20 protein-coding genes are annotated in these 24,571 nt (G+C 35.9%); 2 read left to right on the plus strand and 18 right to left on the minus strand.

Annotated features, from left to right (window positions below):
* Positions 1 to 2 precede the first annotated feature (2 nt).
* From AB3I34_RS03645 to AB3I34_RS03695, 11 genes are all read right to left on the minus strand, one after another.
* Positions 3 to 482, minus strand: coding sequence for a PTS sugar transporter subunit IIB (locus AB3I34_RS03645; protein ID WP_002361968.1), 480 nt, complete (start codon positions 480 to 482; stop codon positions 3 to 5).
* A complete protein-coding gene (locus AB3I34_RS03650; RefSeq protein ID WP_025187275.1) occupies positions 479 to 2,293 on the minus strand; it encodes a beta-galactosidase family protein in 1,815 nt (604 codons plus the stop codon). Before AB3I34_RS03650 ends, AB3I34_RS03645 begins: the two co-directional genes overlap by 4 nt.
* 32 nt (positions 2,294 to 2,325) lie before the next feature.
* Positions 2,326 to 3,267, minus strand: coding sequence for a hexose kinase (locus AB3I34_RS03655; protein ID WP_010712543.1), 942 nt, complete (start codon positions 3,265 to 3,267; stop codon positions 2,326 to 2,328).
* Between the two features lie 15 nt (positions 3,268 to 3,282).
* Positions 3,283 to 4,278 (minus strand): tagatose-bisphosphate aldolase, encoded by a 996-nt coding sequence (gene lacD, locus AB3I34_RS03660; protein ID WP_010712544.1) that lies wholly within the window; start codon positions 4,276 to 4,278, stop codon positions 3,283 to 3,285.
* A gap of 22 nt (positions 4,279 to 4,300) precedes the next feature.
* The gene (locus AB3I34_RS03665) at positions 4,301 to 5,473 is read right to left on the minus strand and encodes an SIS domain-containing protein (protein ID WP_002357242.1); all 1,173 of its coding nucleotides are present in this window, start codon (positions 5,471 to 5,473) and stop codon (positions 4,301 to 4,303) included.
* 11 nt (positions 5,474 to 5,484) lie between these two features.
* Positions 5,485 to 6,216 (minus strand): GntR family transcriptional regulator, encoded by a 732-nt coding sequence (locus tag AB3I34_RS03670; protein ID WP_002360115.1) that lies wholly within the window; start codon positions 6,214 to 6,216, stop codon positions 5,485 to 5,487.
* Between the two features lie 385 nt (positions 6,217 to 6,601).
* Positions 6,602 to 7,504, minus strand: a complete 903-nt coding sequence (locus AB3I34_RS03675) for a glycosyltransferase family 8 protein (protein ID WP_010712545.1) — start codon at positions 7,502 to 7,504, stop codon at positions 6,602 to 6,604.
* The gene (locus tag AB3I34_RS03680; RefSeq protein ID WP_010712546.1) at positions 7,494 to 8,339 is read right to left on the minus strand and encodes a glycosyltransferase family 8 protein; all 846 of its coding nucleotides are present in this window, start codon (positions 8,337 to 8,339) and stop codon (positions 7,494 to 7,496) included. Before AB3I34_RS03680 ends, AB3I34_RS03675 begins: the two co-directional genes overlap by 11 nt.
* Before the next feature lie 307 nt (positions 8,340 to 8,646).
* Positions 8,647 to 10,815, minus strand: a complete 2,169-nt coding sequence (locus tag AB3I34_RS03685) for an L-type lectin-domain containing protein (protein ID WP_002377205.1) — start codon at positions 10,813 to 10,815, stop codon at positions 8,647 to 8,649.
* Complete coding sequence (locus AB3I34_RS03690) at positions 10,812 to 11,861, minus strand: DUF916 and DUF3324 domain-containing protein (RefSeq protein ID WP_010712547.1); 1,050 nt, start codon at positions 11,859 to 11,861, stop codon at positions 10,812 to 10,814. Before AB3I34_RS03690 ends, AB3I34_RS03685 begins: the two co-directional genes overlap by 4 nt.
* Positions 11,862 to 11,951: 90 nt before the next feature.
* A complete protein-coding gene (locus AB3I34_RS03695) occupies positions 11,952 to 12,527 on the minus strand; it encodes a WxL domain-containing protein (protein WP_010777705.1) in 576 nt (191 codons plus the stop codon).
* 202 nt (positions 12,528 to 12,729) lie between these two features.
* On the opposite strand from AB3I34_RS03695, the gene AB3I34_RS03700 reads away from it, so the two are divergent.
* Complete coding sequence (locus AB3I34_RS03700; RefSeq protein WP_010777706.1) at positions 12,730 to 13,569, plus strand: helix-turn-helix domain-containing protein; 840 nt, start codon at positions 12,730 to 12,732, stop codon at positions 13,567 to 13,569.
* A 148-nt stretch (positions 13,570 to 13,717) separates the two neighbouring features.
* Here AB3I34_RS03700 and AB3I34_RS03705 read toward each other — a convergent pair whose 3' ends face one another.
* From AB3I34_RS03705 to AB3I34_RS03715, 3 genes are all read right to left on the minus strand, one after another.
* Entirely contained in the window at positions 13,718 to 15,778 is a 2,061-nt protein-coding gene (locus tag AB3I34_RS03705) for an LTA synthase family protein (protein ID WP_002381784.1), read from the minus strand.
* 41 nt (positions 15,779 to 15,819) lie between these two features.
* Positions 15,820 to 17,208, minus strand: coding sequence for an MFS transporter (locus AB3I34_RS03710; protein WP_256891523.1), 1,389 nt, complete (start codon positions 17,206 to 17,208; stop codon positions 15,820 to 15,822).
* 381 nt (positions 17,209 to 17,589) lie between these two features.
* Positions 17,590 to 18,444: a LysR family transcriptional regulator gene (locus tag AB3I34_RS03715; protein WP_002408854.1), complete on the minus strand. Its 855-nt coding sequence runs from the start codon at positions 18,442 to 18,444 to the stop codon at positions 17,590 to 17,592.
* A 391-nt stretch (positions 18,445 to 18,835) separates the two neighbouring features.
* Between AB3I34_RS03715 and AB3I34_RS03720 the strand changes: the two genes are divergently transcribed.
* Positions 18,836 to 19,666: an MBL fold metallo-hydrolase gene (locus AB3I34_RS03720; protein WP_085444148.1), complete on the plus strand. Its 831-nt coding sequence runs from the start codon at positions 18,836 to 18,838 to the stop codon at positions 19,664 to 19,666.
* Between the two features lie 147 nt (positions 19,667 to 19,813).
* Here the strand turns inward: AB3I34_RS03720 and sprE are convergent, their stop codons facing one another.
* The 4 genes from sprE to AB3I34_RS03740 all read right to left on the minus strand — a co-directional run bounded on the left by sprE (position 19,814) and on the right by AB3I34_RS03740 (position 24,552).
* Complete coding sequence (gene sprE / locus AB3I34_RS03725) at positions 19,814 to 20,668, minus strand: serine proteinase SprE (RefSeq protein ID WP_085444147.1); 855 nt, start codon at positions 20,666 to 20,668, stop codon at positions 19,814 to 19,816.
* Between the two features lie 48 nt (positions 20,669 to 20,716).
* The gene (gene gelE / locus AB3I34_RS03730) at positions 20,717 to 22,249 is read right to left on the minus strand and encodes a M4 family metallopeptidase coccolysin (protein WP_080005928.1); all 1,533 of its coding nucleotides are present in this window, start codon (positions 22,247 to 22,249) and stop codon (positions 20,717 to 20,719) included.
* Between the two features lie 234 nt (positions 22,250 to 22,483).
* Complete coding sequence (gene fsrC, locus AB3I34_RS03735; protein ID WP_085444146.1) at positions 22,484 to 23,827, minus strand: sensor histidine kinase FsrC; 1,344 nt, start codon at positions 23,825 to 23,827, stop codon at positions 22,484 to 22,486.
* Positions 23,824 to 24,552, minus strand: coding sequence for an accessory gene regulator AgrB (locus AB3I34_RS03740; protein ID WP_002377181.1), 729 nt, complete (start codon positions 24,550 to 24,552; stop codon positions 23,824 to 23,826). The genes fsrC and AB3I34_RS03740 overlap by 4 nt, the downstream gene beginning before the upstream one ends.
* Between the last annotated feature and the right edge of the window lie 19 nt (positions 24,553 to 24,571).

A 24,571-nucleotide genomic window follows, 5' to 3' on the forward strand; every position in this document is an offset into this window, starting at 1 on the left:
TCCTATTTTGTTATCAAACTCATAAAGTCTTCCGCTTTGTCACTTGGCACCATTTGAGCAATCAGATGGACGCCTTTAGCATTTAACTCTTTAAAAACCTCAATATCTTGATCGACCACATTGATTGACTTAGTAATCGACCGTGTTTCGTTTGTTTGTGACATGTTCCCAACATTGATTTCTTTAATCGGCACCCCAAGTTCTACTAGTTTTAATAAACGATCTGGTTTCCGTACCACAATTAGTAAACGTTGTGAGTCGTATTTTCCTGCTAAAATATTTTGAGCAGCTTTTTCAACTGGTAACACGCTTAGTTTCACGCCAGCTGGTGTTGCTAATTTTAAGCCACTTTTTTCAATGGCATTCCCTGCAACCTCATCATCAACGACCATAATTCTGGAAATATTCAATTTTGTCGCCCATAAATTTGCCACTTGTCCATGAATCAAACGTCCATCAATTCTTACGCCAATAATACTCATTGTAATCCCTCTTTCATTTCTTTATATAGTGGTTCTTTTACTAACTGAATTTCTGGTTGGTACGTTCCTTCCGTTTCAAAAATGACGATCTCATTTTGCCCTTCTTTTAATAATCCTTTGGGAATATATAAGGAAAGCGTCGGACCAACATTCCAGAAACGACCAAGATTGGTTTGGTTAACAAAAACAATTCCTTTGCCGAATTTAGAAACATCAATAAATGTATCTTTCACTTCTGCTAACTCCACATGATACTGGTAAAAGCTTGGTTGATCAGGTTGCCATTCTCTTGAATAGTCTACCTGTTCACAGCTTGTCATAGGTAAACAATATTGTTGCCATTGCGTCATAAAATGTAAATCTGCCATGACACCCGTTCGAATCCCTTTTTTCTGAGTATCTGCAAATAATTTGTGCCCGTAATTGACACGACCCATATTTTCCATTAAAACATCGATTTGATTATTCTCTTGCGGCAGTGTAACGTAAATATCTTCGCCGATTTCCGTTTGATATTGCGTTGCTTGATGTATCTGATTGACAAATAATTGCAGACGATCACGACCGTCAATCACTCTTAGCTTCTCTTCTGCAGCATCTTTTTCAATGCTTGTTCGGTAAAGAAGATAGCCTGTATTTTGTCCTAATTGTTCCATGGTTTGCGGATAAACGCTAATTACTGGCTGACTAATCGTTTCTAAGGTTGCAAACAAACTCACTTTGTTGGTTAAAGGAATTGCTGTTTGCGCAAAAGATTCTTTTACTAATGGCTCAGCTTGTGGTAACGCAGGATACTCCTCGTGAAGCATTTTTTGTAACGCAAAATACTTTTCGGTTGGGTTCCCTTGTTCATCAAGTGGCGCATCATAATCATAGGAAGTGATTTGTGGTAAATCAATGGTTCCTCGTGCGGAGCAGCCATTCATAAACCCAAAATTGGTGCCGCCATGAAACATATATAAGTTGATACTGCCTAATGCTAATGCTTCTCTAACTGATTCAGCCAATTCTTGCGGATCTCGTTTAATAATTGGCTCTTTCCAACGATTAAACCAGCCATCCCAAAATTCCATACACATTAACGGCCATTTTTTACCATGTTCTTCAAAAAAGGCTTGCATCATACCGAAATTTTCTTTGGCTTTTGAGCCAAAATTCCCAGTTACTAAAATATCATCTTCAATCATGCTGCCTGCCCGCAATGTTGCGCGCCATGGCCCGTCAGAAGTAAAAAATGGTGCTGTCACGCCACGTGCAATCATCAAATCGCGAATCGCCCGTAAATACGCTTTTTCTTCGCCAAATGAACCATATTCGTTTTCGATTTGTATCATTAAAATATTGCCACCGTTAGCAAGTTGATGCGGAACAATTTTTTCCATTAAAACATCATAATATTCCGCGACATGCTTCAGATAGGTTGGATTATTCGAACGCATTCGTCCTGGTTCATTTAATAGCCATGCTGGAAAACCGCCAAACTCCCATTCTGCACAAATATAAGGAGACGGCCGCACAATCGCATATAGTCCAAGTTCTTGTGCTAATTTTAAAAAGCGCTCCAAATCTAATATTCCCTCAAAATGAAATGTTCCTTTTTGCGGTTCATGTAAATTCCATGGTACATATGTCTCAACTGTATTGAAGCCTAAAGCTTTCAAGTTATAAAGTGAATGATACCAATCTGAGGGATCTACACGAAAATAATGAATGGCGCCTGATAAAATTTTAAATGGTTGACCATTTAAAAGAAACTCCTCTTTAATTTCAAATCTGTCCACATTGCCACCCTTTCTAGTAAACGCTTTCAATTGCTGGATAATTGCTAAATAAAGAAACCTCTTTATTTAGCAATTTCAACTACTTGGATGTTCATAAGATGTTTCTTCACGTTCTCTACGTCTACATGCCCAGTCGTTCTTTCTTGGGCATTAGACATTCCAGCTGCCATGCCCCATTTTAGCAGTTCGGCAGCTGGGGCATCCTTGGCTAGTCCATATGCAAGACCAGCAATGGTTGCATCTCCTGAACCAACAGGATTTTTAGCGTGAATCGTTGGAATTTTTACACGATAGAATTGATCGTGATGTTTGGCAATTGCACCATCTTTTCCTAAAGATACGACAATCCATTCAATTCCAGCAAACATTGGTTTTGTTAAAGCTGTTTGCACAGCTGCTAATGGATTTTCTAAAAAATCTTGCTCTAGTAATCCTTCTAGTTCCTCTAAGTTAGGTTTAATTAAATACGGTTTCCATGGTCCTTGAAGAACTTGTCTTAAACTATCACCAGAAGTATCTAGTAGTACTTTAACCTCTTGTGCTTGAGCTTTTTGAACTAATTCTTGATAAAAATTTGATGGTAATCCTTTCGCTAAACTGCCAGAAAGTGTGACAATTTCTGCTTGCTTAATTAATTGATCGAAATTTTCAAGGAAGTTACTGATTTCTTCTGGGGAAACAGTCGGTCCAGCTTCTAAAATTTCAGTTTGATTCCCTTCGTGCAAAATCGCAATCGAATCACGCGTTTCTTCTTTGATTGACGTAAATGCTTGGGGGATGTTTGCTTTCTTTAACTCGTTTGCAATAAACGCCCCATGAAAACCACCAAGAACGCCGGTAGCTATAACATCTCCACCTAAATCATGAATAACGCGAGTGACATTTAGTCCTTTGCCACCAGGAGTTTTGGTCACCTGACTGGTCCGATTAACGGTATCAAGCTTTAGATGATCTAATAGGTAGGAGATGTCAATTGACGGATTCATTGTTACTGTTACTATCACAGCTATGCCTCCCAATTACCCTTCGTTTACTTGAACTTTCGCATGCCAAGAGCTGGCGGTTGCTGCGATGACTTCATTTAAACTTTCAATGTTTTCTCGGCCTTCTGTTTTTAACCAATCACAAGCCGCAGTTTCTCCTGCTTCAACGAAAGGTTTCACGCCATTTTTCCACGTAGCACGGCCACATAAAACACCATTAAATGTTGAACCAGCTTCTTTAGCGAAACGTAGTGTTTCTTGGAATAGCTCTGTTGAGACACCGGCACTTAAAAAGATAAATGGTAAATCAGTGGCTTGACTTTGTTCTAAGAAATAATTCGCCGCTTCCTCTTTTGTATACGCTGTTTCAGCCGGCGCAAAACCTTCTACAAAATTCATATTAACTGGAACTTCCACTTTCAATACATCTACTTTATATTGGGGTTTAGAAAATTCTTTCATCATTTCATTCACTTTATGCGGTTTAACTTTTGCATATTCTAAAGAAGTCGCATCTGCTATTTGTGCATCGTAAGAAACTAATTCTAAGTAAAATGGTAGGTCTTCTTCTGCACATTCACTTCCTAAGCGTTCAATGAATACATGTTTTTGATGATTGATTTCTGGATCCTCATCCACATCATAGTAGAGTAAAAATTTAATCGCGTCTGCGCCTTCTTCTTTCAAGCGTAAAACAGACCAATCTGCTAGTAAATCAGGCAATCGTCCCGGAGTTGTTGCATCATAGCCCGTTTTTTCATAAGCGAGTAACAATCCAGCCTCGGTATCGCGTGCTTTTGCAGCAGGCAATCCATATTCTGGATCCAATAAAATGGCAGACGCATAAGGTGTCAATTCTTTCGAGACTAATTCTTTAAACGTTTCAATTTGTTCATCGGTTGGCTCTACATCTAGTGCTTTGATCATTTTTTTCAAGGCACCTCGTTGATCAATGGCTAATGCGCTAATGATTCCTTCTTGGGTTGACAAACGATCCATTGCCGCTTTTTTTCCAGCTGTTAACGTAAGCATAGTTCCTCCTCCAAATGTTGTATTATTTATAGTCATAAATCGTTACGCCTTTAACCACACGATTCACTGTACCTGTCGGTGAAGGGGTATCCGGTTTATTTCCAACTTTAATAGATGTTAAAAGTGCGACTGTTTGGGCTACCATGATATCTGCTAATGCTAAATAGCCATCAGGTAATAGAGCAGTTTCTGCGGAATATTCAATAGTTGAACCTGAGAAATTACGTTTGCCAGGTTGAGCAATCGCAAAAACACCCGCCGCAATTTCGTCACCGTGAACTTCTTCTAAGATATCCAAGTCATAATCTCTTGTGTATGGTGTATTATTAACAAAACCAAACATTATTGTTTTTTCATTAATAAATGATTTTGGTCCATGACGGAAGCCCATAGAAGAGTCAAAAATTGTGGCAACTTTGCCGGCTGTTAGTTCTAAAATTTTCAATTGCGCTTCTCTTGTCAAACCAGCTAAACTTCCAGAACCAACATAAACAATGCGTTCAAAATCAAGGTTAACAATTTCATTTAATTCTTCTTCACGGGATAGCACTTCTTCACCTAATTTAATTAGAGCGGTTACATAATCTTGTTTTTGCTCAAAGGCTGTTTGATCAAAGAGTAGTAATGTACCCAAGGTCATGCAAGAAAAGCTACCAGTCATCGCAAAACCACCATCATTGGAACGTGTTGGCATTAAGAATAAAAAGCTGTTTTCTTCTTTTTGGCTTATTTGTGCCAGTTGTCCTTCTTCGGCACAAGTGATCGCTAAATGATGAATTGTTTCAACCACTTGATTAGCTACTTCAACTGCCGCTAAACTTTCAGGACTATTTCCACTTCTTGCAAACGAAACTAACAATGTTGGTTCGTCTTTAATCAGATAATCTTCTGGTTTGGCCACAATATCCGTTGTCCCAATACTTTCGAATGAAAAGGCTTGTGTGTCGCCGTGTGCTCGGAGATAAGGTACAACAGTATCACCGACATATTGCGAAGTCCCTGCTCCTGTAAAAATTACTCTTGTGCGTTTTCCTTGCGCTTTGGCTTGGACTTCTTTTAAAAAGTTTTCCAAAGCTGTTTGATTTTCATGATAAAGTGTCACGGTTTCTTGCCAAAGCTCAGGTTGCTGACGAATTTCACGTGTCGTGATTTCCGCTCCTAGTTGTTCTAGTTCTTCTTTTTCTGCTGTAAACATACTTAACTCTCCTAACTATTCCGAATATGGCGTATCTGATAATGAAATTGGTCTGCTCGTGCCACACTCAACGTAAATTCAATAATTTCATTTTTCATGTTATATGTCTGGCGTGCTAAATGAAGGACTGGCGCTCCTTCTGGAATCATCAATAATTTGGCATCTTCTTTTGACGCAATGCTAGCGTATAATTCTTCATCAGCTAAACGAACGGTTTGCTTAAAATCTTCCGAAAACAAATCATATAATGGTTTGCTACGTAGTAATTGATCCGTGAGTGATAAGAAAAATTTCACAGGCAAGTATGTGTCTTCAACCATTAATGGCTCGTTATCAGCAATCCGCAACCGACTTAATTTAAAAACTGCCTCTCCTAACGACAGATTCAAATGCTGACAAATAAATTTATCCGCTTCCAATTTTTCGAAAGATAATATACGGGTATGTGGTTTTCGGCCCAGCCCTTTCATTTGTTCTGTAAAACTATATGCGCCAGCTAAATCAGCGGCCTCTTTTTTTATATCTGAAACAAATGTTCCTTTGCCATGACGACGATAGATGGAACCTCTATTTTCTAGTTCTTGTAGCGCTAACCGGACCGTCGTCCGACTCACTCCATATTGTGCAGTCAATTCACGTTCAGAGGGCAACTTGTCATGAGGAATCATGCATGTTTCGATTCGTTCCTGCAGTAAATCGACAAGTTGATGATACAAAGCTTTGTTTTTAAAGGCATTTTCCATAACTTTCTCCTTTACCCTAACTGGTTATAACCACAAACCAATAGTACGGTGGTTTTTTTTATTTTGTCAATAAAAAGTATTAATAAATATCTTCATACCGCTATAACCTTGAAATGATAACGTTTACATTTTTTTATTTTTCTTTATTGTAATATTTTTTTCCTCAAGAAATCATTTTTTTATAAAAAACCATCCTTAAATATGATACCAGTTGCTGGCTTTATTTTAAATAGACAAAAAAGAGTATGAGACAAAAATCACTTTAGATTTTTGTCTCATACTCAAAATCTGAAAAACAGTTCGATCCCGACTTCTTCATTTCTATTGTTTGGTTCTGGCAACAACTAACAAGTAACTGATTTTACGAAATCCATGACAATATTCATTATTGAGCATATTCAATCCTTCTGCTAATTTTCGTATAAGATAAATATTGATTGAATGTGTTGACACAACGAAAGGCCGTCCTATTCGCATATTGATCATAATAACGCTTGGTATACCACTGAAATTCTTTCGTCCAAGGTTTGACATGGCCAGTAAAGTGGATAATGGATGGTGCTCTTCTCGTTTCTTCATATTGTCTTTCTCCAAAAATAGTCGGATGTTTTTTCGCTTTTGACAGAATATAACCTTGGGCATTCCACTTAGGATGTAACTGGGTCCAACGGTCGTGTAAAACCGCATTCAATGCATCTTGATCATGGAAACGTAATTTATCTGGATTTTCTTCAATAAATCTTAAGACTTTAGTGGTTACATCTAAATTCAACCACTTTTTAACATCGATTAGCAACAAGCCTGAGTTAAAATAACACATAGATTCTGCAGGAATAGCCATTTTTTCCAAACGTTGATGGAACCCTGCATCTTCAACAGCGGCGATGATATTTTCACCTAAATCTACTGTCCATAATTTTGCGACATCATCTAAGGCAATCATGTCACAATCCATATACAACAGCCGTTCGATCTGGCTTCCTCTAAACAGCTCTGGAATAGCAATCCTGTAGTAAGCTGTTTTGGGAATTCGCTCACTGGTTACAACATTTTTGAAAAAATGGGGGTTGATTTTTAAAAATGTTAACTCTGCATTGATTTGGGTATGTTTAATCGTAAAATACAGTAGTTGCTTGCTTTCAAAATTAATATTGTCATCAATCACATAAAAATGAACAGCTGCCGCTGAAGGACTATTTTCTAAAATTGAAACAAACATAGCAGCAAGATGCGGCACAAAGTTGGTATTGCAACAGGAGACAATCGCTAATTCTTTTCTATTTTCCATTTCTTGCACCTACTTTCTTTAACTTGTTTAGATAAAGAGCTGTATAAGGATGATTTTCTAACGTATTCCAGGGTTTATCGTGACCAGTAAAATGAATAATCGCTGGCTCTTGATTTCCCGCTGTATATAATTTTTGATAGGCTTCATTAGGCGCTTCATGACGATTAAAAACTAAAGACGTCTGCATATTCCATCTTGGTTCTAGAGCTAGCCAATCTTCATAAAGAACAGCGTTTAAAGCATCTTGATCATGATAAACTATGCGGTCCCCATTTTCTTCTAGATACTGAATTGTTTTTTGAGTGATTGCTTTCTCGTTCCATCGGTCAATATCAATAATCATGACTCCTGAATTAAAATAATAATCGGAGGAATGGATGCCCAAACGTTTCAAGGCATATGCTTGACCAGGATCAATAACCGCACCAATCGTTTGGTTCACTAATGGCGTATCATACAACTGGACAATGTCATCTAAAACCAGCGTATCTGCATCTAAATAAAGAACCTTTTTATAGCTATATTTTTGTAAAAGTGACGGTAAAGAAATGCGTAAGTATGCGGTCGTTGTAATATGATCACTCACTAAAAAATTTTGATAAACTTCTTTGTCTGCTGTTAGAAATTCAACAGTCGCACTTTGTGAGTTACTACTAACCGTTTCTCGGAGTGCTTTTTTGCTAGATAGCGACAGCCCATCATCAATCACATAAAAATGAACAGGTCTCTCCGCATGACAATTTTCTAAAACAGTTGTCATCATTACATTCAAATAAGGAGCATAATTTTCGTCTGAAGCTGTCACAATTGGCACAATCTTCTGAGTTTTTCTCATCAAAACCACTCTCCTCTTTTATTTTTATAGCTAAGTTCCTATTCAGAATAGGCCCTGAAAAACTTATCTGCAAATTATATGCTCATTAATTTATAATATAATTATAATAAAAATATATTTTATGGCTATAAAATAATATTTATGAGGGAACAAAAATAAATAATAGACCTCTAATTTAGGGATATATTAAGAAAAACCAAACTTACTTAATACTATCACTACTATTTTTTTACTTCGGATAAAAAAACTGACTACTCAGTTAAATAGTCAGTTTTTTGTTTAATAATCTTTAGAAATATTCTCATTTTTAAGGTTTAACTTCTGATAACCGCCATCTAACATTTCCTGAGTATCGTCCTGGTACAACCTTTAAAGGATCAGCTTTAAAACGAAAATAGAGATCATAATCATTGAGACTTTTAGTTACATCCTTACCCTCTACTTCTTGCTTTAGAATTAACTGTTCATCTTTGGTTAATTGAAAAAGCAATGTTTGAGTATTCTTTTCAAAAAAACAAAGAGAGACCTCTTGTCCCCAGCTTTCTAGTTGTTCAACGATAGTTGCTAGTTGTCCGCTTAATTCCCAAGAGTAACTACTTGTATTTGTAATTGTCAACGAATCATTCTCTGGTAAATTTTCTATTTTCATATAGAAATAACCATCTTCACGCTTCGTTTGAACTAATTCGTTGATTGTCAAAGTGTTTCCAACAAAAGCAGTAGGAACTGTAGTTAATTCTATAATTCCTTTGAAATCAATGGCTTGAATTTTGGTTTCTGATTGATTTCCTTCAGCATCTACTGTATACATACCTACGTAATACATTTTTTCAGGTTGAAGCTGTGAAGTTTCGCATTCAATAGTTGTTTCAAAATTCTCCGTTAAATTTTCTCTCGAAAGATGTGCTTTTTCAGTAAAAGTAGTCGTAGCTAATTCTTCTTCTGAAACAATAGGACTCATAAACAGTTTAGTGGACGTAGAATTTTCATCTTCAATTTGAACAGGAAGGTAGGCCTTACGTTTTTGTCTTACAATTTGAGGAGACTGAGCTGCCTCCGTTGCAGAAGAATGACCAATTGTAATTGTCGGCATCCATTTCCCTGTTAGCTTGTAATAATGGGCAGCTGGATCCCCGGTAGTCACTGGTTTAGAAAAAGCATTCCCGGAAAAAGTACTAGAAACAGGAACAGTTAAATCCAGCAGGCTATTTATTTGAACGAGCTTATTTTTCACTTTGAAATAAAGACCATACAACGTGCCTCTTTCAAGTTCCGGCAATGTAATGACTATTTTGTCTTTTTCTCTTGTAAAAGGAAGTGCTTGTCCTCCCGTTGGTTGAGCGCCTGTCCCAATTTCTTGAGCACTCCCGAAGTAAACCTTATTCTCCAGCACTTCAAAGTTATCTGGGAGTGTCATTTGGATCCTCGTCCCGGCTTGTAAACGAAGTAAATCACTTGTTTGTAAATAATCAATCGCTGTCATATACGTGATTTCTTGACTTCTGTCGACAGAATGAACTTCGTTTTGAGGAATCCCAGTGTCTGCTAGCAATTGGTTATCCGCTGATTGTGCAACACCCGTACGTAATTGCAAATCTACCAGCCCTTCCACATTTGTAAATGAAATAGCTTTTGCTTGTGCATAGCCCCCATTTGCTCCAGTAAACCCAAAATAAACACGTTTATTTTCATTTAAGCCTAAGTTATTTTTAAACTCCGTATCCACAGGAATCGTAATATTTAAGGCATAATCAGGAACAGAATAGGTAAATGTTCCCGCTTCTCGTTTAAATTCCACGACAAATTTATGCCAATTACTATCAGATAAATCTGCCACTCCTTTTTCATTTCGGTGATGAAGGACTTTGTCAATCTTAAAAATACCATCTTTTGTATAGGAAGTTTCTGCCCCTGGATAAGCCCAGGCAATATGATGGCCTTTGGAACTTGTATCACGATCCATCATGCCATCGTTTGCAATAAGATTACTATTATTGTTATAGAAAGTGTCAAATTCAATCGCCAAACTGTTAGGAATTGCCCCCTTACTTAGTGGTGTAGAATCTCCTGTGTTTGCCCATACTCCAATCGTTGGACCAGCTTCTGCGGCTATTGCTGTCGGACCATTACTTTGCATAACAAATGTTAATCCATCACTATCATTTGTTACGTTTTCAATATAAAAAGCCATCTCAATTTTAAAATCATTTGTAAAACTCACTGGGTTATTAAACCAAACTGCCCCACTAGAACTCGGTGTTGTATCATTAATCTGAACATAGCGGTGATTTTCAGATCCACTTGGACTTCCCGCTTTTCCTACCGTCGAAATCATCGTTTGATCAATTGGCAATGTCTCAAACGCTGGTTCAATAATCTCTGCTAACCCTTCACTGGGAAGGAAAAATAGACCACCAAAGAAAAGTAATACACAGGAAAGTAAAAAAAACAAGCCGCCTAATTTGTTGGGCTTCATTCTTGATTCACCCTCTTTTTATTTTTTAATTGGTAATATTTCCAAAGCAAGCCCAGAATTGCTAGTAAAAACACAAATAGCATTCCAACTAAAATTGAAAATATAATAGATTCATCTTTCTGTTTGGCAAAAAAGACTGTTTTTTGATTAATTGCTTTCGCTTGAGCAGCAGAAACAGTAAACGAGTCATCGAACATCCAGTTGCCTTTTGAGGAATGAATTGCGATATGAACATTATATGTTCCAGATTTTAAAGTTTCTTCCTTTAACTCTGTTAAAATTGGCATCAAGGAGTTAGGAGCAATTTGATAGTTGTCTGCTTTTTTCGTACCAATTATTTTTTTATTTGTTTTATCATAGACAGTTGTCTCTACGTTTACTTTACCAAGTGCGGTAGGCTGTTTGTTTATCAAGGTACTTTTGATAACTACAGTATCATTTTTTATGACGGGCTCAGTTTTGTCAAAAAGTAAATTAGGCTCAGGCAGTGAACCCAAATCGGTGCGTAACCTGACACCGATTTGGGTTAGATATTTTGCCTGAATCATTGAATGCATTGCTTTTTCTTGGTTTGGGGAAGTAATTGTTTCAAAAGCAAAAGCACCCAGCACTTCTCCAGTAATTTTTTGTCGTTGACTATCTAACTGAAACGAAACTTTTTTACTTTCAGAAGGCTTCAGACTTATTATTTGTTGTTTTGGTTCAACAAATTGAGTAAATGACTGTCCCTGATACATTTCTGCAGTTTCACGGCTTTGATAAGCAATTATGCCCGTAGATGTTGTATAACTGTTTAAAGCACTCGCTTTTACTTGCAATGTTTGTTCAGATGTATTTGTAACTAGAAGAGTCAACGTTTGTTTATTTTCCTGAAGATATAAATCAAAATATGTAGCTTCTGATACTTGATTTTCAGGATACTCGGGTGTCACAGTAAAAGCGGTCGTTTCCGCCTCTACAGACAGTACTTTACTATTTATGCTAAAAAATATGCTACATAATGTGAAAAAAAATAACAAAAAAGTAGTGTTACTTTTAACCGTCATGCTCTCTCCTCCTAACAGCCAAAATTTCAACTCTATTGTTGAGCCATTTAACTTACAGACAAAATATTAAATTTTTTTGTCTAGATTGCTTCATTCAGGGGTATAAGCGTTTGTTAACACCCAAGTAACCGTCCCTCTGTAGCGGCCACTATTAATATTTTGTTTAGGAAAAGTTAACGTTGTGTTTGATAAATCAAATTCATTCGCTGCCAATCCAGTTGTTCCGTTTGCACTAGCGACAAGTGTCGGCTCAGTCGTGCCAGCATCAATTGTTGTCGTAGCAGTAACTGTCGCATCACCTTTTGCACGTGTGGTTGCTAAATTCAATTTCGCAGATTGTAATTTTACGTTATTTTCATTTTTAATATCTGATAGTTTTAACGACAACATCCAGCCGGATTCGTTTGGCCCTCGATAATCAGATACTTTCGTTATCTCTGGTGTTCCAGTCAATGTTTGATCAGATTCCGCAACATCTTGAATCGTTAGCTCTCCAAAATTAAAGTTAGAAACTGCATCTAAATTTAAGATTCCTGGTTGAATTGTCAAAGATGCTTCACTTGTCAATTCAGCTGTTGGGTTCGCTTCAGCGGCATACGAATTGATTGCTCCATCTCCCAAAGTCACTCCCAGTACTGCTATTGTTGATAAAATACTTTTTTTCATCCTATCCCATCCTTTTTAAAATTTTCAAAAAATGACCTTAACCATCTAAAAGATAATTAGCCTGAATTGGAGCATAACACAAGATGTTTTTCCTTTTAAAAAAAGATGTACTATAAGTCATTTTCATTAGAGAAAGACCTTTCTATGATGGTATAATAGGGAAACAGAAAGAAACTTTCAGAGACCAAGGAGGAAAACTGGCGTGTATGGTCAAACAATCAGAAAAATTCGAAAAGACAAAGGGTTAACTCAAAAAGATGTTTGCCAAGGAGTTGTGACACTGAGCTATTACAGCCGAATTGAACGAAACATTAGTACCCCTACCATCGATATATTTATGGAGATCATAAAAAATTTGAATGTTCGATTAGAAGAATTTATGTATATTCACAATGACTATCAGAAAGCTTTAAAAGATCAGACTTGGTTTGAGATTACCGAACTTTATCATGCAGGAAATATGAAAAGTCTCGAGGACTATAAAACAGCGATTTTAACTGGAAAACTGCCACACGAAGAAGAAATTACGATTCAATTAATTAACCTGTTTATTTATCGTTTGGGTGGCAATGTCGTCGCCGAAAATATAGCTAATATTGTTCAAAACTTGATGAACTTAGAAAATTGGACTAGTAGGGAAGTCACGATGTTCATTACGATTATGGACGAAATTCCTATCGAAACCTTGTTAATTATTGTCAATCGATTGCTCAAAAAAAGAAATCTTTATTCTGCTTCTGATGGCTACAATTCTCCATATAGCAAAATACTCATCAATACCATCCTTCTCTGTGTAAACAACAAGTATCTCAACGAAGGGCTAAGTTATTTGAAACAGTTTCGAGAAATGTTAGAAATTCGAGATTTATACGGAAAAACAATGGCTTTATTCTTAGAAGGATTGCTTTGCTATGCCAAAGGAGCACAACTTGCGGGTACAAAAAAAGTTAGTGAGGCCTTTCAAATTTTTCATTTATTAGAGATGGATAATTTTTCTCGCAAATACCAGCAATACTTTGAGTATATTAAAACTATCTATTAATAGGTTCATTTTTGTGACTTTTACAGTATTTACTATTGTCTCTAAAAAAACTATTATAAAAGCGAAGGACAAAAATCTAAAATGATTTTTGTCCTTCACTTCATACAAGATCCTTTTTCCCTTACAAAAGTTATCCTTCTTAAATGATCTATGGCGTAGTCGGATAATTTTGGACTGTCGTTTGATTGCCATTTTGACTAAACAAGCTGGTTGATTGTGCATTTTTTTGTTTTTCTACTTCTAAGACTTTGTTTTTTTCAAAAGCCACATCATAGTTGTAGTCCTTTGGTTGCACTTCTTGGAATCCTTGTGGTTTATAAAAACGTAAAAGGTTTTCCTGATTTAATTTGTCAGATAAACTTAACGATTTTTTCACCCAATCGTTATCTTTCGTGACTTCTGCTTTTAAATCTGCTGGAACTTGGTCTAATTTTTTTCCTTGATTATTGTAGATTTCCCCACCTAGATAAGAAAATTGAGGCGTTACAAAATCGCCATTTCTAAAAGGAACCACTTGTTTATATTGAGGAGATAAAAGGTCCGTGCCAAAATGGATATAATTTTTATCATCGACACCTAAAAGATGGTACAGTGTCGGTAAAACGTCAATTTCTCCACCATATTCGTGCATGATTTTCCCTTGCGTATAGCCTGGCATGTAAAACATCAAAGGTACTCTTTGCAATTGCGCATTGTCATAGTTTGTCCACGTTTTTGGATCGCGGTTGAAGGCTTTACATAAGTCCTTGTTGTTCGCATCTGAAATACCGAAGTGGTCACCATAAATAACAAAAATAGAATGATTGTATAAACTTGTTGTTTGCAAGTAATGGAAAAATTGTTCTAGCGATTGATCCAAATAGTGCGCTGTTCGAACATAATCATCCACAATCGAATTGCCTGTGTTCAATTTAGGAAACGGGAAGTTTTGGTCATCCGTATAATAAGGGGTATGATTGGTCACAGTTAAAAACTTCGCATAGAATGGCTGCTGTAAATGCTCAAGCTCACTAGCTGATTCACGCAACAATTGTTTATCTAAAATACCGTAACCTAGCATTTTGTCATCTTTTGAAAAATATGACCGATCAAAAAAGTATTGATATCCTAAGTTTTTATACACATGGTCTCGATTCCAAAAACTCCCCACATTTCCATGGAAAACAGCGGTTGTATAGCCTTTTTGTCCTAAAACTGCGGGAGCCGCTTCGAAAGTATTGTCTGATCCTAATTGTGTAAAAAGAGAGCCTTGCGGGAGCCCGAATGTTCCTGTTTCTAACATGTTCTCCGCATCACTCGTTTTTCCTTGCCCTACTTCATGAAAGAAATTATCAAAACTGATTGTCGCTTTGTTTTGATAGAGCTGATTTAAAAACGGTGTAACCTCTTGGCCTTGGACTTTCATATTAATCAAAAATTGTTGAAAACTTTCTAAATGAATCACAAATACATTTTTTCCTTTGGCAATCCCAGCATACTGCGGATTAAGCGGTAAATTATTTTGCTTGGTAAATTTCATGATTTCAGGTAATTCGTTTGAACTAGCTTCTGCTCTTACCTCATTTGACATGGCTGTTTTGACACCATCGATGGCTGTGAATGCATCCAAGCCAAGATATTTTACAATATAATTACGGTCAAAAATTCTTTGAAGCAATTGAGGACGATCGGTTTCGCTTAAAAATAAGTTAACCGAAAAGAGCAAGACACTTAAACAACTAATTGAGATCGCCAATCTTCTGTTGATAGGTTTAGTCATAAAGACTTGATGATTCCGTCGCTGTTTAAAAGAGTAAAATACCAAAACGAGCAGCACTAAAGTATCTAGCCAATAAAAGACATCGTGGACCCTCATTAAGGCAAGTAAATCACCAGAAATCCCTTCTGAAACTTTTGAAAAGCCAAAAACAGATTGGATGGTAATAAAGTCAGTGAATTCACGATAAAAAATAATATTCAAATATAAAATTAATGTATTTAAAACATTTAAAAGAGTTAAGCTAAGCATAAATGTTTTATGCTTTTTAAAATACAAACTAAAGCCAAATAATAACAGCGTAGTAGCAACTGGATTGAACCACAAAATTTCTCGTTGGAGACTGCCCTTAACGCCCAATGAGAAATCTAGGTAATACGCCAGAATCGTTTTTGCCCAAAAGAGTAAAACAAAAAATAAAAAGAGTCCTAATCGGTTATTTATTTTTTTCATCTAAGTTTGTCTTCCTTTCCCTTCAAAAAAATCTTGATTTGTTAAAAATAAAACCTAACTCTGCGCAATGACTTTTTCGCTAGCGGAGAATTGGATAAATAACTTAAAAAGATAATCGCAATGGCGCAACATCCAAATAAAAGCCATACGTTTGTAAAAGGTGTTCGAGTAAGGGAACTAGTAATAGGCTTTGTAATTAAAAGACTTGGTAGCGCCACCCCTAAAGAATTGCCAATTTGCTTACATGTCACCGCAATGGCTGCTGCCGTTCCTGACTGAGAAAATGGCATTCCTTCAATCGCTGTAATGGTAATCGGTGAATTTAACATCCCAAACCCAATGCCTAAAAAGATATAAATAACAAATAAAATAATCATAGGCGTTGTTTTAGTTACAAATAATTGTAAAAAGCTAACAGCCAACATTGAAATACCACAAAGCATAATAGGACGTTTCGTCCCTATTCTCCCTACCATTTCGCCGGCTCTCGGGGCAACAAGAAAACTAACAAAAGCCAAAGGAATAGTTGATAAGCCAGCTTCCAACGGGCTGAAGCCTCTCATTTCTTGCAAATATAGCGTGTTTAAAAATAAATAACCGTTATATATGATAAAGCCAAAAATAGCTAAAAAAGAAGCCGATGTAAAGGGAATAGATAAAAAGAAGCGCGGATTGATTAACGGATTGTCAATGTTATATTCATAAATAAAGAAAATAACAATGGCTAAGCAGCCGATTATCCCAGTACTTAAAATATCTGGCGCGAAAAGCCCTTTTCTAGGTAGTCCGATAATGGAATAGATAGAACTAAATAGAAAAAGAATCATCAATGCTTGACCAACAAAATCATTTTTCACCGTCTTCTCTACTTTTGACTCAGGTACAAACTTTTGTGTAAGGATGATTGCCGCAGCAATGATCGGTACATTGACAAAAAAGACATACCTCCAGCTAAAATAAGAAACAATCAGTCCGCCAATAATCGGGCCCATTCCTAAGGAAATCCCTGTAACAGAGCCCCACAAGCCAATTGCTTTCGCTCGTTCTAACTTTTCGGTAAATACCTGTGTAATAATAGACATTGCTACCGGATTTAACATAGAACCACCAATCCCTTGCAACATGCGAAACGCAATCAATTGCCCTGGGGTTTGCGAAATCCCACATAGGAAAGACGCTAAACCAAAACAGGCTAAGCCCAATTGAAGGACTCGTTTACGGCCAATTCGGTCTGCTGTAGACCCAGATAACAATAATAAGGATGCTACCATTAAAGTGTACCCATCTGTTACCCACTGTAATGTAGACAGATTCGTGTGAAAATCACTTTGAATGGATGGTAACGCCACATTGACAACCGTAACATCCATGGTCACTACAAACAAACTCATGCAACAAGTATACAAAATAACTTTTTTTCTATCGATCATAAAAACAGTCCTTTCTAGCAACTACATAAAACAGGAAAAGCAACAATGACACTTAAACTTCTAACGACACGATTATCGCAAGTACTCACGTATCAACAGTTCTTTATATTGCTTGCCATTTAGTTATTTTATACTTAAAAAAGTAAATCTTTAGATAGCCAAACTATACACCAGAACCCTTTTAAATTGAACCGTAATAGATACGATTTATCGATTCTTAAGTTATTAAATAATTGAACATTCCGTTCAGAAATATCGAACAGTCCCATAATTGAGCATCTCTTTTAAACAATGAACATCAAAAATAGCCTTATCCGCAACAGAAGTAAATCTAAGCGAATAAAGCTATTTTTAGTAACTATTCCAAAGTAATTTTAATGGCTAAGTCTCTAGCAACTTTTGTAAAGTTGCCTTGATTTGACCAGGTTGGACAAAAACCGAACTGGAAACATTTCGGTATAAATAAAATTTTTGTTTTCGTTCAATCGGTAAAAAGAAGAGTTTAGAATCAATTTCCTGCAGTTGTTCTTTCCGAAGAGAGATCACCGCATAAACTCCTTTACTTTTTTCAATGAGACGAGTAAGCATCAACGTATCGTAGCAACAAACAAGCGGACTTGTTAATTGCAACATTTCTAGCACACTCTTGGTAGCTTCTAAATGATCTAAGTGATGAGGCAAAAATAGAAATGGATAGTTGGTCAAACAGATGAAACCTTCTTCCTCAATTTCTTGTTTAATTTCTCTTGAAACACAAAGATACATTTTTAGTTCAATTAATTGTTCTTTCTTTAAAACTGGACTATTCACATCTGCAGAAGTAATCACAAAATCCAACTCATGATTCTCCAATTTATTCAATAACTCAAACGATGAACCATGGTAACATTCCCAAAAACGATTCAGTTGATCCTCATTTTCTGTCACTTTATACATCAAGGACGTATTTCCAAAACCTAAACGCATCACTGGATTCTCAATCATTTCATGCAGATTAAGTTTCATTTTCTTGGCCTCGTTTAAAATGATATATACAGATTGGACGATTTTATCACCATAGGAATTTAACGTCAAAGAATTCCCGTTACGGTCAAAAAGTAAATGGCCCAATTCACTTTCCAAATCTTTTAATGACGCACTTAAGGTTGATTTACTAACATGGAGTTCAGAGGCTGCTTTGGAAATACTATTATATTTTGCAATGGTATAAAAATATTCTAATTTTTCAATAGTCATCTTTTGTCATCCCTTTTATTCAAATTCATTTGCCCACGTAACCTGTTCAAAACACGCCTCACTCTTTATCAATAGCGTAGTTATTTTTGCTCTAATAAGCTATGTCCATCTTGTTATTTTTCTATAACTAATAGCAGATGGATATGAAAGTGCCTTTGGTAAAACTTTTTCTCGGAAATAGCATGAACATTCGCAACAAATTCAGCTTATTAAAAAAGGCGTCTAGCTTTTTCTATTTTACGCAAATTTACTTAAGAAATTCCATTTCAATTCTTTTCTAAAAAAGGTAAGATGGACACAACAAATGTTTCAGTTTCCATGCCCATTTCCTTTAAGGTTCAGCGTTATCTACTAAGTATGAAGAATGTCAAAGAAAGGTTAGGTACTCCCAATGAAAATCAATTATTTAGGCACGGGTGCAGCAGAACGGATTCCAGGAATTTTTTGTAATTGTAAATTATGTAAGTACGCTCGAGAGAAAAAAGGACGAGAAATTCGTACACAAACTCAATTAATTATTGATGATGTCCTGCTGATTGATTTTCCAGGGGATTCTTATTTACACTTGTTGCAGTATGACTTGTGTTTTGCAGAATTTGACTCTTTACTAATCTCTCATTGGCATTCCGATCATTTTTACGGCGAGGATTTGGCTTATCGAATGTCTGGTTATGCATTAGATGTTCCCAATCGTTTAACTGTTTATGGAAATGAAGCAGTTAAGACGTTTTATCAGCGCGCCTTTGATTTAGAAGGTCGTCAAGACAATACCCGATTACATTATCAGGTTATTCAGCCCTACAAGTGTTTTACTATTGCGAACTATACGATTTATCCCCTTCCTGCACAACATGGAAATTTCAGTGAAGATTGTTTTATTTTCGTTATAGCCGATGGTAAAGATGCTTTTTTATCCACCCATGATACAGGTTACTTTACGTCAGAAATGTTTGAATATCTTGAAAAGAGCCACTTACTTCTTAGTATTGTTTCTTTAGATTGTACTAGTCAAACAAACGAAACTGGCAATAGTCATATGAATTGGGAAGAAAATTTAAAATTAATTGCAGAATTAAAAGAAAGAAAACTCGTCACTGATAAAACGATTTACGTTGCCAACCATTTTTCTCACAATGGCGGCTTGTCTTATGCGGAGATGGCGGCTTTATCTCAAAAGCATGAAATCATTACGAGTTATGATGGTTTAGAAATACTAACTTAATCGGATTATTTGCCTTCTTTTCAGCACTATTATATGCTTTTAACCGATAATTACAAGGTACTTATATCGTAACTTACACTATCTTAAAAAACAGAAATACTCGAAATTTCCCGTGATTCTGGAAATTCCGAGTATTTTTATGGTTCTTTACGCTGCTGGCACAGCGGATAAACGTTTATTTTCTTCTTCATTCACTCGATTAACAATAAAGTTATAATTCACTTCATTTAGTCTTTGACCATGATTTCCTGTTTGCTTAATGCCACCATTGGAATGAACACCAACTACTTCAAACTGATCATTATAGATTGGTGAACCAGATTGACCACCTGTTGTATCGATATCATAAAATAGTAATGGATTTTCTAAGTCTGTAAAGTTAGATGTAAACAAATCATTTTCATGAGACCATTGTGTGTGGTTTTTCTCACCTGGATAGCCTGATATTGTGACATGGGTATCTGAAGATTCAAACTTTTTCAAAACAAATGGCGTTAAAATTTCTCCCAACTCTGGGCCATCTGGACGATCGTTTTGTTTGCCGACAGTCACGACCGCAATATCCGCATTCGGGGAAAAAGCTACATCAATCACTTTGAATTTGCCAAATGGTGTCGCACTGCCATCTCGACCTGGATAAAACCAAGCATCATCTTTGGCATTCGGATTTAATACTTTGGCATTCTTAAAACTTTCAGCCACATGATTATTGGTGACAATTGTATTAGTTCCAACAACAAAGCCTGTTCCTAAAGAAATATAGCCTGGTTTACTGGCAGGGGAAATGATTCTTCCGATTGACGCAAAAGGCGCTTCGGTTGTATCTGCCACTTCTTGTCTTCTGTCTTCAGGGTCCAGTAACGATCTTTTTTGTCGTGAATGACTTTCGGCAGGAACGATATACTCTTCTGCATTTGCAGAGAGGCTAAAACCAGCTATCAAACTTACTAAAATCAGAAACAAAAAAACAGCACTAATTTTTCGTATGGAGAACTTTTTCATAAGATTATGCCACTCCTTTTCCATTTTTATTTAATTGGGGAATTTTTTTCATTCATTGACCAGAACAGATTCACTTGGTTGGTTTACTTGAATATCCTCTTTAGCTCCGATTCCAGCAGAGTTAAAGGCTGCTGACACCACTGAAGCTGCTTCATCGCCATATTGAACTTTTGCAGCAGCAAGCATCGCATCACGAGCATCACTGAATTGTGCTTTAGGTGTTAAGTAATTTACTAATGAGCTGTAGAAAATAGTCTGTGCTTTTTCAATGCCTAAATTCTGGATAATGGTGTAACCAATCCGATTAATAATTCCACTATTATAATGAACACCGCCTTGATCATAATAAGGCGTTCCTTTATACCGTGCTCGATCGTCGTATTGAGCCATGGTTTCTGGTTGTCCGTGTTTACTTGGCGTTTGTAAATTTCGAATACCTGTTTTTCGGTCAACACTCTGAGTATCCGCACCAATTTCTGGATTAGATGCACCCGAAATAATATAACCCATCAAATCAGAATAAGATTCATTCAACGCACCTGATTGTCCTAAATATTCTAAACCGGCAGTATGTTCCGTCACACCATGTGTCATTTCATGACCAACTACATCTAAAGAGGAAGCATACGTTTTTCCTGTTGGTGTACTTGTTTCACCATAACGCATTGCTTTTCCATCCCAAAAAGCATTGTCATAAGCATCTGGATGTTGTTCATCAACAACTGACAAGATGGGCATCCCTCGATCATCAATACTGTGTCGTTGGAAATGATCTTCATAATATGTTTTCACAAATTTTCCATGCGTATAGGCGTCAACAGCATTCTGATTTAATGTCGCTAGTGATGGTGCTTGAATAATAGAATAATTATTTTTGCCATCAACTACTGCATGGTAAACCCCTGTGTTATCCGTTCCGTGTAAAGCAATTCCCGTATTGTTTTTTTCAACTGGCACATTAAACGTTACTTGAAAAGAGTTTTTTAACGTTACTTCGCTACCGACATGTTCCGTTAAATCTTGTTTTTCCATAATTGTTCCATCTGTAGCGTTCACTTTATAAACCAATGATATGGGGTCACCAGTTGGCGAAGAAGTTACTCTGACTTTATAAAATAATTGCCCTTCATTATTTACACGTTTGTCAATAGCTAAAAAGACAAGATCTTTATTTTCCGGATTATCAGAAGCAATAATTTTTTTAACTCCTTCTTCACCGATTGCATCAACCGATTGAATTTTCACTACTTGATCAACTGGATTTCCTGTAACACTTGTTACTGCACCGTTTTTATCTAAATGAATAATCACATTATCTGAATCAACAGTAACGCCTTCCGTTTGCTTTTCTAACTTAAGATGCTTCATCCCCCACGCATCTTCTTTTCGATCTACAACCGTATATTGTTCAGCAGCTGCCTCAGAAATTGCCTCCTTTTCCAACTTCGATAAAACTGTTGAAACTTCACTTTCTGAATAAACTTGTTCTTCTGCTGCTACAAAAAGTGAAGAAAATAGACATGAACTTCCAACAAAGATGCCTGTACCTAAAATGTATAAAATTTTATTTCCCTTCATCAAACGATTAACTCCTTCCCCAGTTTCCTTTTATTTCTTTTCCCAACAAAAGTATTGCTTTATCCTCCCTAATCTTTCCCGTTAAACGACTGCTCCTTTCCCTGCGTAAATATTTGTTGCTATTTTCATTATAGACAACTACCTAACCGGCACTATCTAAATTCCTTAATCAGCCGACATTTTTCCCTGTATTGCCCCTCATATCTCAATACCATAGTAAAAAAGTTGTTAACAAATTCATTCGTTAACAACTTTTTTACTGTTATGATTTTTTTCAATAATTAAATGTTGAGTAACCGATCCTTCATTGAAGGACGTTTGCAAATCAAATTGATCTGAAAAATCAACAATTTCTTTTACGTATAACAATCCCCAACCGTGCTCTTCAGGGTTACTTTTAGAACTAAATTTGGTTTTCTTCATAACCCTAAAATCAAATTCGGCTTGGACACTATTTGTTATCACAAACTCTTGTGTTTCATTTTTATTGAAAATTGAGATTGCGAACATTTTCAATTCTGATTTTGCACTGTTTTCAATCGCGTTATCTAATAGAATAGCCAACAAACGAATCACAACCACTAAGTCGATTGATGTATCAAGAATAAATACTTCTGGCACATCAACAATCACTTTTAGTTTTGCTTGCTTTGCGGTATTAATTTTCATACTTATGAGTGCCTTAAGTTCCATATTTTTCAAACGATTTAACTTCATAAGTTCAAATTCTTCATTATCAATAATTTTTTTGGTTGGTGCAATCGTTTCTTCATAAATTCTTTTGATTTCCAAAATATCTTCGTATGAAATAGCAATTTGTAAACTATACAATAAATTTTTATAATCATGACGAAACATCGCTAGCTCTTCGTTAATGGATTCTATTTTTTCAGTATAAATCGTTAAATTATTCAATAATTGAGTGTTGATACGTTGTTCTTCCAAATAAGCTTCAATGACTAAGCCAATCAGAATTAAAAATAAACCTACACTTATTAATAACTCCAATTTAGAACTATTTACCATGACAAATCCTCGCATAAAGTCAGGTGAAATCTCTGGCGAAATCAAAAACACAAAAAGTAACAACAGAATCAACAATAAAAGTAAACAACCAAAAAAAATTCGGCTATTTTCTAACACACGATTTAATCTTAAAAAAACACTATTGGGAATTTTTAAAGCAATCCAGATATTTATAAGCAACAGAAGAACATTTGAGGCAATCCATAATAATTTATTTTGATAAATCTGTTGAAAAAAAACACTTAAAATCGTTTGCTCCGTGTAATTGATAAACGAAACCATAAGCAATGTAAAAACGGATAAAAATATCGCTTTAAAAATTGAGAACCTCTTTTTGTGAATGAGTAAAAATCCTGTAAAAATAACGACTGTCAGCGCATAAATCAACCAAGAGTAGCCCAACATTAATGCCGCAAACGAACAAAGATTAATGACAATAAGCAATGAAAGTAACGGTATTTTACATTCAATCTTAATCAATGTTACTCGTAAAAAGACAAAAACGATAAAGCTAGATACAAGCAAAACGTTAGTAGCTAATAACGACAAAATCATTTTTCAATATTCTTTTTAGGTTTTTCAGTTTGTCCCATCCATTGTCCAAATATATTGGGCGAATTTTGATTTAATCTAGGCTTAGTTCCCACACCATCACTAACTTTTGCAACTCTTTTTTCAATAACATTTTTAATTATTTTTTTACCAAATTTCATAAAAACACTTCCTTCAATTAAATTTTTTGTTACAGGGAGTATCATCAGACCTTGGATGACGAGACCGTAGAGTATTACTGAAGCAATCTTTTCTTTGACAAACAGACTACATAAAATAAGTAAACACACCCTTATAAGGCTTTGCTTTTTGAGCACGTTTAAATCAGATGGCTGAACAGGTTCAATTGCTGTTCCTTGTGGCGCATACCAATAAAATAATACGACTAAGAGGCAAATCAATAGAATTTTATAAATAAACGGTAAGCTCACAGAAGAATTTTTCAATACAAATGGTATGGCGACATAGATAACAATGCTTTCTAGACGACAGAGCCATTTAGTTTTTGCATGCCAGCCACCTGCGACAGGCCGTAAAAAAATCAGTACGACGTATACAATAAAGGTTTCGCTTAACGTCCCAAATAAAACTGATAAAATCAGAATCATCAGAAAATTAAATAAGCCAGAAAAATAAACGGTTAGATAATACTTTGTCCATTGTGTTTTTCCTGATTGATCTTCCTGATCCATATCCATAATATTTTTTAGAATCCAATCGATTAGCATATCGCCCTCCTCTTCAAGT

It is taken from the genome of Enterococcus sp. C102(2024) (genome assembly GCF_040888205.1).
Lineage (GTDB): Bacteria > Bacillota > Bacilli > Lactobacillales > Enterococcaceae > Enterococcus > Enterococcus faecalis.